This window comes from Ureibacillus sp. FSL W8-0352, from assembly GCF_038004345.1.
GTDB classification, from domain to species: Bacteria; Bacillota; Bacilli; order Bacillales_A; family Planococcaceae; genus Ureibacillus; species Ureibacillus thermosphaericus.
The window spans coordinates 2,244,979-2,263,678 of sequence record NZ_JBBOQT010000001.1; the positions used below are offsets into that span (position 1 = coordinate 2,244,979).

Sequence of the window (18,700 nt, forward strand, 5' to 3'; positions counted from 1 at the left end):
ATTTTACTTGTATCCTCTTAAAACAACAAAATATATGCTCCTACTGAATAATGTAATGATTTTTTTTACATACTCGTAAAAAACACATTTTTAGGGGGATTTTCATGCAGAATTCGCTTTGGTTACATAATGTAACCCCTTTATCTTTAACATCATTATCCGCTTCCCTGAACTGCGATGTATGTATAGTTGGCGGTGGATTAACGGGGGTCTATACTGCCTATCTTCTTGCAAACAAAGGGATAGATGTTGTTTTGCTAGAAGCGAAATCTTCTGTTGCGTATGGTACAACAGGTCACTCTACGGGAAAACTAACTCCCCAACATGGTGCAGTTTATGATTTATTACTGAACACTTTTAATGAAGAAGAAGTGCGCACCTATTATGATGCCAATGCAACGGCTATTGAAAACGCACTTCATGATGTAATAGCGGATACATTCCAACGAGTTGATTCTTATTTATATGCAACAACAGAACAGGGTGCGGAAAAAATCAAGAAAGAAATAGAGGCTTACAAGAAAATAGGTATACAAGGAATCGAAACAACTGATACTGAACTGCCTTTTGATGTGATCAATGCATTAAAAATGGAAAATACCTATCAAATCCATCCGACGAAATTTACGAATCATTTTGCAAAATTAGCATTAAAAGCGGGAGCAAAACTATTTGTAAATACAAGGGTAACAAAATTAATTATTGATGAAAATCGCCTTTTAACGGAGAATCATTTTGAAGTAAACTTCAAATCCATAGTGCTTGCAACCCATTATCCCATCGAGGCGATAAAGGGGCTGCAAATTGCAAAATTATCCATTGACCGTTCTTATTTAATGGCAACGAAAACTTCGGAGATATTGAAAGGGCAATATTTATCTACCGATCAATCTTCTCGAACAATTCGAACAGCTTTAATGAATCATCAACCATACTTTATTTTCGGCGGCAGCTCCCATGTTGCAGGTGCTGTTCAAAACACACAATTTTATTATGAAATGTTAGAAAAAGAGCTTATGTCTACTTTCGATTTGCCTAAACCTGAATATTTATGGAGTGCTCAAGATCCAAATACAGCAGATTATATTCCATACGTAGGCCGCATTTCAGAAAGTGAACCGAGTATATATATTGCTACTGGTTATCGGAAATGGGGGCTTTCCAACTCGCTTGTTGCAGGTGAAATTATTTCAACACAAATTACTGAGGGACAGCACCCTGCCCAATATCTTTATAGTCCTTCGAGAAATATGTTCGGGAAAACTTTTATGCGAATGTTAAAGGAAATTGGCTTTACAGTATCGAATCTCGCAGAAGGATATTTAATGCGAATAGAAGCTCCAAAATGCACCCATTTAGGTTGTAAAACACAATGGAATGAAGCGGATGAAACTTGGGATTGCCCTTGCCATGGTTCACGATTCGATAAGTTGGGTAACGTCATTGAAGGCCCAGCAGTATATCCACTATCATTGGAATAAAAAAATGGTGTCAAGGATTTACCTTGAACACCGTCTTTTTTTAACTTAATGCATCTGTTAACACAGGAACTACTTGTTTTTTACGTGAAACTACTCCTGGTAAATCGAATTGGTTATCCACTAATTCCTTACCGAATGCTTTTGCTGCATCTAGAGCAGCATTTCCTGCAACTATCGCTACGGAATCGTTGTTTAAAATATCAGTAATGAAGAAGAAGAATAAGTTTAAACCTTTTTCTTCAACATTCTTATTCAGTAAACTTACTAATTCTTCTTTACGGTTCAACACATCATTCACATCAACTGCGTTCACTTGAGCAACAACGGATTTCACTGTACCAAACGTAAATTCTTTCGCATCTAAAGAAAGTAAATCTTCTAAAGATTTATCTGAAAGATCCGCACCAGCCTTTAGCATCGAAAGACCGTATTCTTCCGCATTCACTCCTGCAATTTCAGCCAACTCTTTACCTGCTTGTACATCTTCTTCCGTGCAAGTAGGAGATTTGAATAAAAGCGTATCAGAAATGATGGCAGAAAGCATTAATCCAGCAATGTTTGAAGGAATTTCAACATTTTTTTCTTTGAAGATTTTATTTAAAATCGTTGCCGTACATCCAACTGGTTCTGCGCGATAATATAACGGATCAGCTGTTTCAAAATTTGCAATACGGTGATGGTCAATAACTTCTAAAATTTTTACGTTTTCAATTCCGTCTGCAGATTGTTGGCGCTCATTGTGGTCAACTAAAATAACTACACCAGTTTCTTCTGCAACATTTGAAATAAGTCTTGGCGGCTCGAAACCGAACTTTTCTAAAGCATATTTTGTTTCATTATTAATTTCACCAAGTCTTACCGCTTCTGCATCTACTCCGAGTTGCTGTTTTAAATAAGCATAAACGATTGCGGATGTAATCGAATCTGTATCAGGGTTTTTATGTCCGAAAACTACTACTTTGCTCATTCAAATAGTTCCTCCTAAATTTGTGTATAGTCCGTGTCTATTTTATCATAACTTCTTTATAATAGAAAAACGTAACATATAACATAAAATTTATGAAAAACAAAACGTTTTTTGCAAAATTCAAAGTTTTACGAATATTTAAGTATCACTATTTCATTGTTAACGTTCTTTTTTCTAAAAAATGGAGACGATCATCTAATTGAGCATTTAAATTTAAAAACTTTTTATAATAATTTCTATTATGTAGAGTCATACCTTCGACGAGAGCGTGTACAAGGGAATTAGCTGCGGTATTTGCTTCGAAAGCAATTTGTTTTTGAGCCCCTGCAACAAAACTGATATTTGCATAATCACGTACAGGGGATATGGAAGAATTTGTTATAGCAATAATTTTGACCTTTTTATTTTTCGCTAATTTAACAATTGTTAATATATCTTCTACTACCGAATCTAAAGCGATTACAAACAATACTGAATCTGTATCCATTCTATTTATTTGGTTTACAATATCTTCAACATTAAATTTGATTTGAGTAACCTTTTTTCCGAAATTTTCTAACATTGAAGTTAAATAACATGTAGATGGAGCGCACTGTCTATAACCCAACGTATAAATGATCCCTGCTTCATGTAAATAAATTGTGGCTTTTTCAAAGCTTTCTGCATCAATGCATTGTATTGTATTTAAAATACTCGTTACATCCCGATTCATTATTTCACTGAATAAATATTCATGTTTTTTTCCAATGGATAATTGTTCGCCAGCCGAAACATGTTTCGATTCTAATAAATCCTTTCGAATTCTATCTTGCAGTTCACTATAGCCAGATAAATCCATTGCATAACAAAACCGAATCACTGTTGACTCACTTACACCGATCATTTTTCCTACTTCAGAGGCAATATGAGTAGCGACTACATTCGGATTTTCTATAACAAATTGCGCTACTTTACGTTGTCCCCTTGAAAGTCGGATAAAGCGTTTCTTCACTTCATCACAAAAGCCCATTTTCTTAATGAATTCCTCCTTCATGAAATTACTATAATGTATGCAATATTATAAAAAGTAGGGTAACATGTATAATGAGTGAATACAATGAGTTTTCAGAAAAATTTTTAAGAGTAACTAAGCAAATATTCATTAAATTGTCAAATTTATGAAGGAAGCTTTTTGTTCTCGAAAAGCTTCCTTCATGAAATTTACTCAAGTTCTATTTGTTTTGTTTCTTGTCCTAAAAAAACAACTGCCGCTACACCAATTACAATCGAAATGCAAAATACAGCAAAAATAAATCCGAAATCAAATCCTGCCGTACGCAACCACCCTACAAGCAAAGGACCAAAAATGCCTCCAATCCGTCCAATTGCTGCTGCCATCCCTGCGCCAGTTCCACGAATTACTAATGGATATTGTTCCGGTGTATAAGCATACAAAGCTCCCCAAGCACCTAAGTTAAAGAAGGATAAAAGAATTCCCGAAATTAATAGCACTGTAATGGATTCTGCTTGTCCAAACACATAAGCACTTGCAGCTGTTCCTAATAAATAAGTAACTAATACAAATTTTCGCCCAATCTTTTCTACAAACCATGCAGCAGTAAAATAACCTGGTAGTTGAGCTAGGGTCATAATCAAGACATATTTAAAGCTAGAGATTAAGCTGAAGCCTTTTCCTACCATAACACTTGGAAGCCATAAAAACATTCCATAGTAAGAAAATACAACGGAAAACCACAGAACCCAAAGCATAAGGGTAGACTTCGCATATTTTTTTGACCATACACCACTAATATTTTGAAAAATAGTGCGTTTTTTCGCCTCAGGTTTTGCGGCAAATTGAGGAGAGTCAGGTAAATGCAAACGAATAAACACCGCGTATAATGCTGGTATAGCTGTTATGATTAATGCCACTCTCCAACCGGCAATTGGCCATATATCACTTGGAATAACAAAGTAAGCAATGATTGCAGCTAACAACCATCCGAATGCCCAAAAACTTTCTAACAATACAACTACCCGACCACGTTCTTTAGCTGGTACACTTTCCGAAACCAATGTAGAAGCAACAGGAAGTTCACCACCAAGTCCCATACCAATAATAAATCGTAAAATTAAAAACGCAGCTAATGTCGTTGTAAATGCCGATATACCACTTGCAACGGAGAAAACCAATAGTGTTACAATAAAAATGGTTTTTCTTCCTATTTTATCTGCCAGCAATCCGAATAGAAAAGCTCCTACGGCCATCCCAATAGAGTTGACACTTCCAATCCAGCCCATTTCATTGGAGGAAAGACCCCAATCTACCGCTAGTGCTGCAATAATAAATGAAAGTATTCCGACATCCATTGCATCGAATAACCATCCGACACCAGCAACCCCCAACAATTTATTGCGAGAGATGGTCCGGGTTTTCTTGGATTGCAACAACTTATTATCCATCTGTTATTTCACCTGTCTTTACAATTTAGATGATATTATTACATTAAACCCATTCACTATTATTAGCAAGTATTATATTTGATTTATTTTTGTAATTAATTATCTTGTGTTTAATAAAAATGATAAAATAATTTGTGTATATAATATTTTAAATTTTTCGTTTTCTATTGAAATATACTATTATTCTGCGCTAAAATGTCTTTTATATAAAAACAGATGTTCACCCAGTGAAAACAAAAGGAGATTTTACTATGTGGAAAGGTCTTATCGAAGAATATAAAGAATTTTTACCTGTGACAGAAAAAACACCTACATTAACTTTGAATGAAGGAAATACTCCTTTAATTTACTTAGGAAATTTATCTAAAAAACTAGGCATAGAATTATACGGAAAATACGAAGGATTAAATCCTACTGGCTCTTTCAAAGATCGTGGAATGGTCGTTGCAGTAGCAAAAGCTGTGGAAGAAGGAGCAAAATGTGTTATTTGCGCATCTACTGGTAATACATCTGCTGCTGCTAGCGCTTATGCTGCTCGCGCAGGTATTCAATCAATTGTCGTTATTCCAAAAGGAAAAGTCGCTCTTGGGAAATTAGCACAAGCTTGTATGTATGGTGCAAAAATCATTGAAATTGATGGAAATTTCGATGATGCTCTTTCAATCGTTCGTAAAATTGGTGAAGAAGGAAAAGTAACGCTCGTAAACTCTGTCAATCCGTACCGTATCGAAGGGCAAAAAACTGCTGCCTTTGAGATTGTCGATGCTTTAGGAAAAGCCCCTGATTATTTATGTATTCCGGTTGGTAACGCAGGTAACATCACTGCCTATTGGAAAGGCTTTAAAGAATATAATGAAGCAAAAAACAGTGGTTTACCTAAAATGTATGGATTCGAAGCAGAAGGAGCAGCTGCCATTGTAAAAGGTCAACCAATAGACAATCCTGAAACAGTTGCGACAGCTATTCGCATTGGTAATCCTGCGAGTTGGAAATTCGCTGAAGCGGCTCGTGATGAATCAAATGGAATAATCGACTCCGTTACTGATGAAGAAATCATTGCTGCATATAAAGAAATCGCAAAAAGTGAAGGAATTTTTGTCGAACCAGGTTCAGCTGCTTCCCTTGCTGGTGTAATCAAATCCGTAAATAACGGAAAAATTGAAAAAGGTAGCACAGTGGTCACTGTATTTACGGGGAACGGGCTAAAAGACCCTGATACTGCTATGAATGTATCGACTGTGGAAGTCGTTTCTTTGAAAAATAACATGGAAGAAATTCGAAACTACATTGAGGGTTTAGTATGAGTAAAAAATGGCAAATTACAGTTCCAGGAAGCACTGCAAATTTAGGCCCGGGATTTGATTCTATAGGGCTTAGCCTATCACTTTATTTAAAGTTAACTGTTTCTCCTCAAGATGAATGGGAAATTATCCATTTATCAGAAGGGTTACCAAAAAAATTCGAAATAAAAGATCACTTAATTTATAAAATCGCTCATGAAACTGCAAAACAATATAACAGAGAAATGCCTAGCTGTCGTATCGAAATGACAAGTGAACTGCCTTTTGCTCGAGGAATTGGCAGTAGTGCAGCAGCAATTGTAGCAGGAATTGAAATTGCAAACCTCCTTTGTGACCTTCAATTATCTGTGCAAGATAAATTAAATCTATCTTCACAGTTTGAAGGCCATCCAGACAATGCCACTGCTTCTATATTAGGAGGATTAACCATTTCAACAATGGATGAAGCATGCAATGTTGATACAATTCACATCCATGACCTTGAAGCATCATTTGTATTATTTATTCCGAATGTAAAGTTAAAAACTTCTGAAGCAAGAGATGTGTTGCCAAAAACATTCCATAGACCATATGCCGTCCAAGCAAGTGCTGGTGCAAATATGCTCGCAGCAGCATTAGTATTAAAGGATTATGAACGCATCGGAAAATATATGGAATCTGATTTATTCCATGAGCCATTCCGTGCAGAACTTATCCCTTATTACCATGAAATTCGCAAGGAAGCAAAAAAAGCTGGAGCGTATGGTACTGCATTAAGTGGTGCTGGACCAACAATGATTTCAATAATTCCAAATACCATAGGTCAACAATTTGTTGCAAAAATGGAGGAATTATTCCCGACACATAAAATCATTCTGACAAAACCAGATCAATGTGGCGTTTATGTAGAAGAAATATCAAGCGTTTCTAAAGCATAATAAAACAGGAGTTGTTCGAAAGTTCCCTACTTTAGAACAACTCCTGTTATACTTTTATGACAACAAAATTAAACTTATCGCCATTACCGCCATTCCCACAACCACCCCGTATATAGATGAGTGGGTCTCATCATATTTTTTCGCAGCTGGCAATAGTTCATCAAGAGAAATAAACACCATAATTCCTGCAACTGCTGCAAAAATTATTCCAAACATAATGTCATTTAGAAACGGCATCAATATTAAAAAGGCAACGAGTGCACCAATCGGCTCTGCAAGTCCTGAAAAAAAGGAAAGTTTAAAAGCTTTCTTCCTCTTACCAGTTGCATAAAATATCGGTATAGCTACAGCAATCCCTTCAGGTATATTATGGATAGCGATGGCAATGGCAATAGCAATTCCCACACTCGGATCGTGTATTGCTGACATAAAAGTCGCAATCCCTTCAGGGAAATTATGAATACCGATAGCAAGTGCCGTAAATATTCCTACCTTCATTAAATTTGCTTCATCTAATTCCTTAGGTGATAATTCTGCTTGCATAACATCCTCTACTGTTTTTACTTCATGAGGATTTGTTTTTTTCGGAATCACCTTATCTATCATAGCGATAAATAGCATTCCTCCAAAAAATCCGATCACCGTCATCCAATACCCTTTCGACTCTCCTAAAGCAACCGTTAATGCATCTTTCGCTTTAAAAAAAATTTCAATTAATGATACATATATCATTACGCCAGCTGAAAAACCTAAAGCAGCAGATAAAAACTTTTTATTCGTTCTCTCGGTAAAAAATGCTATAAGCGCACCAAGTCCAGTTGCTAACCCTGCAAATAAGGTCAGACTAAATGCTAATATGATGTTACTCATTCGAACATCCTTTCTTTTAATATCCTAATATTATTATATACGCAGAACTTTCCTTCGTGCAACTTTTTTTACCTTATCTATATTTTGTGGATTTAGAAAACTTATTTCAAAAAAATAAACGCTATATCAGCATTTAATACTTTCAGACAAAAAAATACAAATACAAAACCATGTAAATCCTAAACTCCAGCCATTACAGCTGTTGCAAAATGATTTTTCTCCGCCACTCTTGATAATCCTGTCAATATAGCTAACACCAATCCTCCAATCCAATACCACAACTTACTTTTATGATTTTTAGTAAGTTCAGACAATAAATAAGCTATGGTGAATAAATACAATAACCCCATCATAGCATGACCAGATGGAAAGCTATACGATGCCATTTGATCTGCTATTTCTGGTCGTGGACGTGCTACCCATTCTTTTACGAAATGATTGATCAATCGGCCAATCGGAATAGTAAGAATCACAAAAAGCATTCCTCTGTAATTTTTGAACTTTAACCATAAAATGAATAATACAATAATAGCGATTAAATCTATTAGTGAAATTTCACCAAAATAGTGGAAAAAGCTGAAAAACTTATTACCTTTTAATAATAATTCCATGTTTTGATCAAATGAAACGATAGTAGAAGTGTCATTAGTATAGCGTAAAATAATAAAGAGAATAAATGAAACAGTGCACTAATGTAAAGTAATACACGGTTATTCATCAACTTCTCCACCTTAAAATATTAAAAATCACCCTTATGAAAGCTTAATAATAAAAATAAATATTCTTATTAACATATTGTGCAATTTAGATGTTATTCAGTAAAAAGTATATTATACAACAATAACAGTAATAATGGATTCATTTCATCACATTTGCAAAATCAATGTTAACAGACAAAAAAATGATCACCCAAAGATGTATTGGGTGACCATGACTGGACAAACGATTTATTATTTTAATTCATTTAAAATTTCATCAATTTTCGCAAGTTCAGATTGTAAGCCTCCACCACTTAAATACCAAAGCGGACCATCTAAGTATACGATTTTACCGTTTTTATAAGCTTGTGTTTTTTGGATAATTGCGTTTTCCATGTCAGCTTCGATGTTTGATTGTCCACCTACAGCTGCAGTACGGTCAACTACAAATAATACTTCTGGATCGAATTCTAAGATGGCTTCAAAACCAAAATTTGAACCGTGAGATGAAGCTTCGATATCTTCAGTTACTGGAGTAAATCCATAAATATCATATACATAACCGAAACGTGAATTTGTAGCAAAGCCAGATAATTTACCTTCGTTATACATTGTAACTAATGAAGTTTTGTATTGGCTTGCTAATTGTTTAATTTCTTCAAGTTTTGAATCGAATTTCGCTAAAAATTCTTTCGCTTCTTCTTCTTTATCGAAAATTTGTGCTGCAATATCTACTGATTTTAAGAATGTGTTCCAGTAATCATCTTGAGAAGTACCAACGAAAATTACGTTTGGAGTAATCTCTTTTAATTGGTCATAGAAAGTTGCTTGACGACCAGAAATGAAGATTACGTCTGGTTGTAATTCAGCAATATCTTCAAGTAATGGGCTTTTTAATGAACCAACACTTGCATATTCGTCAGCAGCAAATTTAGAAAGATGTTCTGGTAATGTACCATCTTTTGCAACACCAACAATTCCTTCAACACCAAGAGCATCAAGTGTATCTAGGAAACCATAGTCAAATACAACAATTTTTTCAGGCATTTTTTCTAAAACAACATCTTCAAATACAGTAGTTGCACCAGTTTCTTCGTTTTTGCTTTCTGAAATTGTAGATGTAATTGTCATTGGGAATCGGCCATCTTCTTGAGCTTGTCCCTGTGTATTTCCTTCATCTGTATTTGAACCCGTATTTTGTTCTGCCTCTTTGCCACCGCATGCAGCTAAAACAAATACAAGCATTGTTAGAATAACTGCGAATAATTTCCAGTTCTTCATTATAACTTTCTCTCCTATTCCTTATGTTATATTTTAATACACTTTGATATTGATAATCATTATCAATAACTGACTCTAATTATAATCATTAGCTTATTGTTCGTCAATATATTTTTTTACATTTTTTATTAAATGATTTAAAAAGTATTACATTTTAAAATGATTTAGAAAAGCATTTAAGCTTTTCTAAATCATCATTATGATTACGTATGAGAGTTAAAATATACGCAAATGCGACAACCATTTTGTTCTTGCACTGGAATATTCATATCATAAATTTCTCGTAAAGATTCTGAATTAATAATTTCCTCTGTAGGCCCATTTTTCACAACTTTACCGTCTTTTAATGCCACAATATAATCTGAATAAACTGAAGCAAAGTTGATATCATGTAATACAATTACAACCGTTTTATTTAATTCATCAACAAGTTTGCGCAATATCTTCATAATTTGCACAGAATGCTTCATATCCAAATTATTTAATGGTTCGTCTAGAAGAATATATTCAGTATCTTGGGCAATAACCATCGCAATAAAAGCTCGTTGTTTTTGCCCACCAGACAATTGATCTAAAAATTTATCTTCAATTCCCTTCAAATTCATGTATTCAATCGCTTGGTCCACATATTGCTCATCTTCAGGTGTAAGTCTTCCTCTTGAATATGGATAACGTCCAAAAGACACAAGTTCCCTTACAGTTAATCGAACGTTAAGAAAGTTTGATTGCCTAAGGATTGAAACTCGTTTAGCAAATTCATTAGACTTCCAATTTTTTACGTTCTGTTTGTCCAATAACACTTCGCCAGTATCGGCATCAATTAACCTGCTAACCATTGACAACAATGTCGATTTACCAGCACCATTCGGTCCAATAAAGGAAGTAATAGCCTTTGGTTGAATCGATAATGATACATCACTTACAACTGGTTTATTACCATACTTTTTCGTCAACCCTTTAATTTCAATCATCCTTGTGCCCTACTTTCCTTTAGTAATAAGTATATAAAGTAAATACCACCAATAAAATTAATAATGACACTTAAAGTCGTTTTCATTTCAAAAATATGTTCAACAATAAATTGCCCGCCGACTAACGCAATAACACCAATTAAACCAGCTCCTAATATGAGAACTGAATGCTTGTACGTTACAAAAAATTGATAGGATAGATTGGCAACAATCAATCCAAAGAATGTAATTGGACCAACTAATGCTGTTGATGTTGCAATAAGAACTGAAGCTAAAATTAATACATTCATCACTAAACGATCGTAATTAACACCTAAATTTATAGCGTTGTCTCGGCCTAATGTAGCAACGTCCAATTGATGTAGCATTCTAAAACCTATAATAAAGGCAGAGATTAAAATAATACTTGCAACAAGTAACAGTTGAACTTTAATTTTAATAAAGCTTGCGAAAAGTACGTTTTGTAAACTCAAGTATTCAACTGGATCAATTAATACTTGCAAGAATGAAACGGAGCTACCTAAGAATGTTCCGATAATCATTCCGATTAATAAAAGCAAATAGATTGGATATTTGTCTGCTCTAAATAATGTACGGTATAACAAAATAGCAAATATGATCATAGCGACGAGCGCCGCGAAAAAGTTTAAATATTGATTGACTACCCAGATTGATGCAGATCCTGCAAAGAAGAATATAAGGGTTTGCACCACTTCGTACATGGAGTCAATTCCCATAATCGATGGTGTTAATATTCGATTGTGCGTAATTGTTTGGAAAATGACCGTTGAGTAAGCGATTGCAAAACCAGTAATCACCATTGCTCCAACGCGCATCATACGTCGAGGGAAAGCATAATCGAATCCACCTTTAATATCGTAAAATCCATAAAGTAAAATACAAATGATTGCAATAATCGCTAATATTATTAATTTCACAACATTATTTCGCATATGCTCTCCCCCTAAACAACATAATTAAGAAGAGCAAACTACCAATTACTGCAACTGTTACATTGACCGGTATTTCGTATGGATAAATCACTACTCGACCAATAATGTCGCAGACTAATAAGAAAACAACTCCCAGTACAATTGTATGTGGAATCGTTTTGCGCAAGTTGTCCCCCATATAGATTGACACAATATTCGGAACAATCAAACCTAGAAAAGGTATTACACCGACTGTTAAAACAACGGTCGTAGAAATGGTCGCCACAAGAATTAAACCGAGGTTCAACACAGCTTTGTAACTTAAGCCTAAATTTTTTGCAAAGTCTTCACCCATTCCGGCAACCGTGAATTTATTCGCATATAAATAAGCCAAGATAATGGCAGGAACACTTACATATAACAGCTCATAACGTCCTGAAATAATGAGTGTAAAACTACCCATTAACCAAGTATTTATGTTTTGAATCAAATCCCCTTCATACGCAAAAAATGTCGTAATGGAGGATAAAATATTTCCGTACATAATACCGATTAACGGTACGAAAATCGCATCTTTAAATTTGATGCGGTCTAAAATTTGCATAAATAAAATCGTACCTGCAAATGCAAACACAAAGCTAAAAATTATTTTTTGCATATATGCAGCTTGTGAGAATAACAAAATGGAAATAAGAATCCCTAACTTAGCTGCATCTAGAGTACCTGCTGTCGTAGGTGATACGAACTTATTTCTACTTAAACTTTGCATAATTAAACCAGCAATACTCATTCCTGCACCCGCTAAAATAATGGCAAGTAATCGAGGGACCCTACTAATTAGAAATATTTGAGTTTCTTGTGATTCCCAGTCTAGTAAATCAGTAGGTTTTATATCGATTGCTCCAATGAATAGCGAAATGAATGACAGGATGATTGCTGCTACTATCAACATCCATAGTCTCATTTTGGCTCCCCAATTTTCTCTTTTTCTGTACTCATTAATGAAAATGATTCTCATCACCAAGTACAATATAATTATAAAGAGAAAAACTATAAAAATCAAATACAATTGAGAATGAAAATCAAATGAATTTCAGCGTTATTTCTTATTTTATATACCATCCTGACTGTATATTCTTATTTTCCACACAATAAAAAAGAGGGGGGGCTAGAAAGCATATACTTTCTAAGCACCCTCACCTTGTCATAATTATGATTTATTTAAAATCTCTACTCCTTGCGGTAGTCGAAACACTTCTACCTATCTATCGCATCGCAAAGGAGCCGTTTCAAAATATCAAACGGCTCCCCTTCCTATTATTTTACTCCTCTCATTGCTTTAGAAATAATCGGAGTAAATAGTAATATGATGACACCAAAAATAATGGATAATCCACCAAGTGCACCAAAATAAACAATTTCCGTAACGGCTTCATAAATTCTTACTAGCTGTGCATTGATTGCTTGTGCAGCCGCGCTAGTTAAGAACCAAAGAGACATTGTTTGAGAAGCAAAAGCTTGTGGAGCAAGTTTTGTCGTTGCAGATAGCCCCACTGGAGAAAGCAATAACTCCCCTATTACAACTAAGAAAAATGATAATACTAGCCATAATGGACTTACTAATTCTGTTCCACCAGACAGTTTTGAAGGAATCATCATCACTAAGAATGAAGCACCTGCGAAGAATAGTGCAAAGGAAAACTTCAGTGGTGTTGAAGGTTGACGATTACCTAGTTTTATCCAAATCCAAGCAAAAACTGGAGCAAAAAGAATAATAAATAATGGATTTAATGATTGGAACCAAGAAGCTTTTAATTCAAAGCCGCCAACATTTAGGTTTGTTCGCGTATCTGCATAAGTTGCCAAAATTGTTGCACCTTGCTCTTGAATTGCCCAGAACATTACTGCGGCAATAAATAAAGGAATATATGCTAAAACACGAGATTTTTCATCTTTTGTCGTTTTTGGACTTCTATACATGATGATGAAAAATGCTGTAGGAATTAATACACCTAAAGTTGTAATAATCGTACTAAATACACCCATTGTTAAATTGCCAGTTACATACAAACCGCCTAATACAACAACAATCGCTAAAATAATGATTGTGAAATTCAAAATTGCTTTTTTCTTCTCAGCTTCATTTAATGGGTTTGGAACTTGAAGACCTGCTAAGCCCAGATTTTTCTTTTGCGTGGCTATGTAAATAATTAAACCGATCAGCATTCCAATACCTGCTAAACCGAATCCTAAATGGAAGCTATAAGTTTCCCCTACAGTCCCAACAATAAACGGAGCTAAAAATGCTCCCATGTTAATACCCATGTAGAAAATACTAAAACCAGAGTCGCGACGGCTATCTTTTTCTGCGTATATCTCGCCGACAATTGATGAAACATTCGTTTTTAATAAACCTGTACCAATAATGATAAATACCATTGATATAAGGAGACCTGTTAAAGCAAGTGGAAGAGCTAAAATGAAGTGCCCAATCATGATGAGGATTCCGCCATAAAACATCGTCTTACGAGGACCCCAAACTCGGTCAGACAACCATCCACCAATAATACCAGACATATATACTAAAGAACCGTAGATGGCCATAATGGAGTTCGCAGTTCCGCGTTCAAGCCCCAATCCACCTTCATGCAATTCATAGTACATATAAAAAATTAAAATGGCGCGCATTCCATAATATGAGAAGCGTTCCCAGAACTCAGTAAAAAATAGTGTGAATAATCCTTTAGGATGTCCAAAAAAGCCTTTCTGGGGGACAGATTTCACAATTTCCTCTTTAGATAACATATCTTTCCCTTCTTTCTTTTATTATACTTTTTATTTTTTTCTGAAAATTTCATCACTTCTGAAGCAACTACAATATCTATTTTTAAATAATTTCCACAGCATTTTCAATATATCTGTATAATGTTTAAATTTTAAGTTTATTTTATATTTTTCTAAATTTCTTATCATTTTAACTGTTTTATGTCTCTATAACCACCTTTTTTATTATTTGGATATAACAAATTCACTAATTTACTATCTTTTGAAAAGTTTTTCTTCTAATAATTTGTCACCTGTTATGTAGTTTGGAATGTATCAAGTCTATACATACCAAAAAAGCGAGGGGAATTTGATTCCACTCGCTTTCTACGTGCGCCCGGCATGTACATGAACTATAGGGTGTAAGTCCCGAACCCCGAAGACAGAAGTAGAGGTTAGCTCAACGAAAGGGTGTCCGTGGTGACGCGGAATCTGAAGGAAGCTGGAGGCAAAACACCGGTCCGAGGAACACGAACCTCATATAAGGCTAGGTATGATTGAGTGAGTTTGCGTAACAAAACAAAGCTCTTTCTGTCGAAGGTCATATCGAGTAAATGAGGCGGATAGATGGTGTGAAAGTGCATGTACTTACCCGGGGAGGTCTGGCGGATAGGTGAAGTTCGCTTCATAACCTACTTAGTGATAAGTAGCTGAACCGTCAGAAGTCAGCAGAGGTCATAGTATTAGTTGGTTTAGAACTACTAAGAAGGACCGAACAATTAAGAGAGAATAGCCCTTGGCATTCAGTGAGTCATGATGAACACAGAAAACGTAGTACCTCACTTGAGGAAGGAAGCGGTGAATCCCGTGGGAGACCTCTTGGAGGGTGGAGTGACCACTGGCATAAGAAGACAAGCTATTCACGGAAGTTATGAAAACTTGCGTCAATTATCTTAATTGAACCGCCGTATACGGAACCGTACGTACGGTGGTGTGAGAGGACGGGAGCTAATCACTCCCTCCTACTCGATTATTTCTTGACTACAAAGTCTTCAAACTTTTTATAATCTGATTCTTTCAATTCTACTATTAACTTTGTTCCCGCTTCTTCATACTCTGTTGACTTTACTGATGCATTCTCGTTCAAATAGGATACGATATCCCCCCGGTTGAAAGGAATAAACATTTCACAAGTGTAATAATTTGAAAAAAGATGTTTCCGAATACATTCAACTAACTCATTCAATCCTTTACCTTCTTTCGCGGATATCCAAAGGTCTTCTCCGTAAACTTTTGGGTAAGAAATTTTGGCTAAGTCACATTTATTATAAAGGTAAATGGTTGGAACATTTTCTACTCCGATTTCTTTTAATGTACGATTCGTAACATCCATCATAAACTTATATTCACTGTTAGAAACATCCACTACATGTAACAATAAATCCGCATCTCTCGCTTCTTCTAATGTTGATCGAAAGGCTTTTACTAATTGGTGGGGGAGCTTACTTACAAATCCAACGGTATCAGTAAGTAAAAATTGTTTTTTATCCGGCAATTCAATTTTTCGCACAGAGGTGTCTAGCGTTGCAAACAGCATGTCCTTTTCAAATACTTCTTTATCCTCTTGCCCAAATTTCGCAAGCATTTGATTCATAATTGTTGACTTCCCTGCGTTAGTATACCCTACTAGTGACACTACAGGAATTTCACTTTTTCGTCTTTTTTTTCTTTGCGTTTCTCGTTGTTCCTTAATTTGTTCTAGTACTTTTCGCAACTTTGAAATTTGGTCTTCAATTTTCCGTCGATCGAGCTCTAGTTTTGTCTCACCAAGCCCTCTATTTCGAAGACCCCCACCTGTTGCTCCAGCTTGTCTTGATAAAGAAGAATGTAATCCAACTAATCTAGGCAACATATATTGCAGCTGTGCCAATTCTACTTGCAACTTAGCCTCTTTTGTTTTTGCTCGGCGGTCAAATATATCTAAAATTAATGTTGTTCGGTCAATCACTTTGCAATCTAAATCATTTTCTAAATTTCGGATTTGCGAAGGAGATAGTTCATCATTGAATATGACTAAGTTTGCACCAACTTCATCAAAAAAATTTTTAATTTCTATTACTTTTCCCTTTCCTACATAATGAGATGGATTAATGCGCTCTAAATTTTGAATTACTTGCCCTACCACTTCGACGTCAAGGGCTTCCGCTAAATTTGCCAATTCTTCCATTGAATATTCGAAATTTGGGTCATTTAAGTTGACACCCACTAAAATTGCTTTCTCTTTAATCATCTCTACTTCTTTTAACTGAGTCATAATCCTGCCCTCCGAACAATGGGTCTTATCCCGTTATTATACAGTATACCCTGCGAAAGAAAAAGAAATGGGGTGTCTTGAAAGTCGAAAACTTTCCAGACACCCTTACTTATTCATAATCATAATCTTTGCTAAATCTTTGCTCCTGCGGTAGTCGAAACAAGTTTCCACTATCCTCGTCGCAAAGGGTCCGTCTCAACATAACTTTTCAGACGGACCCTTCCTTAATAACTCATTATTTTTGCTTTTCCGCTTTTAAAACCTCTAATGTTTGATTGAATTCTTCTTCAATTTCTGGATTTTGTTTATACGTAATCATACTGACAACAACCGCCACAATTAAGTTAGAGAAGAATCCAGGAACCATTTCATAAATCATACCTGAAAGAGTAGCAGATTGACCCCAAACGAATATTACAATAGCACCTACAACCATTCCACTTAATGCACCAATGTTTGTTAACTTTCTCCAATATAGAGCAAGGAGAATGATTGGACCAAAGGATGAACCAAATCCAGCCCAAGCAAATCCAACTAAATCTAAAATTGAGTTATTTGGATTCCAAGCTAAAAACATTGCGACAACAGATACAATTAATACTGCTAAACGTCCAGCTGTCACATAGTGCTTATCGGAAGCATCTTTTTTGAACACCGCTTTATAAATATCCTCAATCAATGCTGAAGAAGTAACGATTAATTGAGATGAAATCGTACTCATAATTGCCGCTAAAATGGCTGCAAGTAAAACACCTGCAATAAATGGATGGAATAAAATTTGTCCCATTACAATGAAAATCGTTTCTGGGTCATCAAGTGTCATTCCGTTTTGTTGGAAGTAAGCAAGCCCAACAAGAGCCGTACACATCGCACCAACCAAACTTAATATCATCCAACCGATTCCGATGCGACGGGCACTTTTCATTTCTTTTACAGTATTAATGGCCATGAAGCGAACGATGATATGTGGTTGTCCGAAATATCCAAGACCCCAAGCAACAGAAGAAATAATTCCTGCAACAACTGCTGTTGACGGTAATAAACTTAAATGTTCAGGATTTACAGCAGTGATAGCGCTTCCAGTTTCACCAAATCCTCCTGTAATGAAAACGCCTACAAGAGGAACTAAAATTAAAGCGAAGAACATAATCGTTCCTTGTACTACGTCTGTATAACTTACCGCTAAGAATCCACCAAATAATGTATAAATGATAACAACTGCACTTACAACAATCATCCCAGTGTGATAATCAAATCCAAAGGAACTTTGGAAAAACTTACCACCAGAAACCATACCGGAAGATACATAGAACGTGAAGAATACAAGAATAACGATTCCTGATGCAATTCTAAGCAATTTCGTATTGTCACGAAGTCGGTTATCTAAAAAGCTCGGGATTGTAATAGAGTCTTTAGAAATTTGCGTATAAACGCGTAAACGCGGTGCGACTAAAACATAGTTTAAATATTGTCCAACTGTTAAACCAATCGCAATCCACGCTTCTACTAAACCTGCTGCATAAATGGCACCAGGTAACCCCATCAATAACCAACCTGACATGTCGGCTGCTCCAGCACTTAGAGCGGTTGTAATTGGCCCTAATCCGCGCCCACCTAACATATATTCCTTTAAGTTAGATGTTTTTTTGAATGCATACCAACCAATTAATAACATTGCAATCATATATAATATGATCGCTAACATTTGGAAAGCATACTCACTCATAAAATTCTCCTCCTTGTTGTTACATACTAAAATATGT

At 35.4% G+C, this 18,700-nt stretch carries 16 protein-coding genes; 4 read left to right on the top strand and 12 right to left on the bottom strand.

What is annotated here, in order from left to right; all coding sequences use genetic code 11:
- Positions 1-104: 104 nt before the first annotated feature.
- Complete coding sequence (locus NST98_RS11400; RefSeq protein WP_340715153.1) at positions 105-1,481, top strand: FAD-dependent oxidoreductase; 1,377 nt, start codon at positions 105-107, stop codon at positions 1,479-1,481.
- Positions 1,482-1,521: 40 nt separating this feature from the next.
- On the opposite strand, the gene NST98_RS11405 is transcribed toward NST98_RS11400, so the two are convergent.
- From NST98_RS11405 to NST98_RS11415, 3 genes are all read right to left on the bottom strand, one after another.
- Positions 1,522-2,448 (bottom strand): manganese-dependent inorganic pyrophosphatase, encoded by a 927-nt coding sequence (locus NST98_RS11405; protein ID WP_096549811.1) that lies wholly within the window; start codon positions 2,446-2,448, stop codon positions 1,522-1,524.
- Between the two features lie 148 nt (positions 2,449-2,596).
- Positions 2,597-3,457, bottom strand: coding sequence for a MurR/RpiR family transcriptional regulator (locus tag NST98_RS11410; protein WP_340715154.1), 861 nt, complete (start codon positions 3,455-3,457; stop codon positions 2,597-2,599).
- 191 nt (positions 3,458-3,648) lie between these two features.
- On the bottom strand, positions 3,649-4,890 hold the full coding sequence (locus tag NST98_RS11415; protein WP_340715155.1) for an MFS transporter: 1,242 nt from the start codon (positions 4,888-4,890) through the stop codon (positions 3,649-3,651).
- Positions 4,891-5,141: 251 nt separating this feature from the next.
- On the opposite strand from NST98_RS11415, the gene thrC reads away from it, so the two are divergent.
- Together thrC and thrB are read left to right on the top strand one after the other, a co-directional pair.
- Positions 5,142-6,194: a threonine synthase gene (thrC, locus tag NST98_RS11420; RefSeq protein WP_016838346.1), complete on the top strand. Its 1,053-nt coding sequence runs from the start codon at positions 5,142-5,144 to the stop codon at positions 6,192-6,194.
- Complete coding sequence (thrB, locus tag NST98_RS11425; protein WP_340715156.1) at positions 6,191-7,108, top strand: homoserine kinase; 918 nt, start codon at positions 6,191-6,193, stop codon at positions 7,106-7,108. Before thrC ends, thrB begins: the two co-directional genes overlap by 4 nt.
- Positions 7,109-7,162: 54 nt before the next feature.
- Here thrB and zupT read toward each other — a convergent pair whose 3' ends face one another.
- From zupT to NST98_RS11460, 7 genes are all read right to left on the bottom strand, one after another.
- Positions 7,163-7,978, bottom strand: coding sequence for a zinc transporter ZupT (zupT, locus tag NST98_RS11430; protein WP_096549816.1), 816 nt, complete (start codon positions 7,976-7,978; stop codon positions 7,163-7,165).
- Positions 7,979-8,157: 179 nt separating this feature from the next.
- A complete protein-coding gene (locus tag NST98_RS11435) occupies positions 8,158-8,589 on the bottom strand; it encodes a phosphatase PAP2 family protein (RefSeq protein WP_340715157.1) in 432 nt (143 codons plus the stop codon).
- A gap of 339 nt (positions 8,590-8,928) precedes the next feature.
- Positions 8,929-9,957 carry a siderophore ABC transporter substrate-binding protein gene (locus tag NST98_RS11440; RefSeq protein WP_096549818.1) on the bottom strand — a complete coding sequence of 343 codons (1,029 nt, stop codon included), beginning with the start codon at positions 9,955-9,957 and terminating at the stop codon, positions 8,929-8,931.
- A gap of 203 nt (positions 9,958-10,160) precedes the next feature.
- Complete coding sequence (locus NST98_RS11445; protein WP_096549819.1) at positions 10,161-10,928, bottom strand: iron ABC transporter ATP-binding protein; 768 nt, start codon at positions 10,926-10,928, stop codon at positions 10,161-10,163.
- Positions 10,925-11,881, bottom strand: a complete 957-nt coding sequence (locus NST98_RS11450) for an iron chelate uptake ABC transporter family permease subunit (protein WP_016838352.1) — start codon at positions 11,879-11,881, stop codon at positions 10,925-10,927. The genes NST98_RS11445 and NST98_RS11450 overlap by 4 nt, the downstream gene beginning before the upstream one ends.
- Positions 11,871-12,824, bottom strand: coding sequence for an ABC transporter permease (locus tag NST98_RS11455; RefSeq protein ID WP_340715158.1), 954 nt, complete (start codon positions 12,822-12,824; stop codon positions 11,871-11,873). Before NST98_RS11455 ends, NST98_RS11450 begins: the two co-directional genes overlap by 11 nt.
- Positions 12,825-13,177: 353 nt before the next feature.
- On the bottom strand, positions 13,178-14,665 hold the full coding sequence (locus NST98_RS11460; RefSeq protein WP_340715159.1) for a peptide MFS transporter: 1,488 nt from the start codon (positions 14,663-14,665) through the stop codon (positions 13,178-13,180).
- A gap of 771 nt (positions 14,666-15,436) precedes the next feature.
- Here NST98_RS11460 and NST98_RS11465 point away from each other — a divergent pair.
- On the top strand, positions 15,437-15,580 hold the full coding sequence (locus tag NST98_RS11465) for a hypothetical protein (protein ID WP_172597780.1): 144 nt from the start codon (positions 15,437-15,439) through the stop codon (positions 15,578-15,580).
- 73 nt (positions 15,581-15,653) lie between these two features.
- On the opposite strand, the gene hflX is transcribed toward NST98_RS11465, so the two are convergent.
- Both hflX and putP read right to left on the bottom strand, forming a co-directional pair.
- Complete coding sequence (gene hflX / locus NST98_RS11470) at positions 15,654-16,937, bottom strand: GTPase HflX (RefSeq protein ID WP_340715160.1); 1,284 nt, start codon at positions 16,935-16,937, stop codon at positions 15,654-15,656.
- Between the two features lie 235 nt (positions 16,938-17,172).
- Positions 17,173-18,663 (bottom strand): sodium/proline symporter PutP, encoded by a 1,491-nt coding sequence (gene putP / locus NST98_RS11475; RefSeq protein WP_340715161.1) that lies wholly within the window; start codon positions 18,661-18,663, stop codon positions 17,173-17,175.
- Positions 18,664-18,700: the final 37 nt, after the last annotated feature.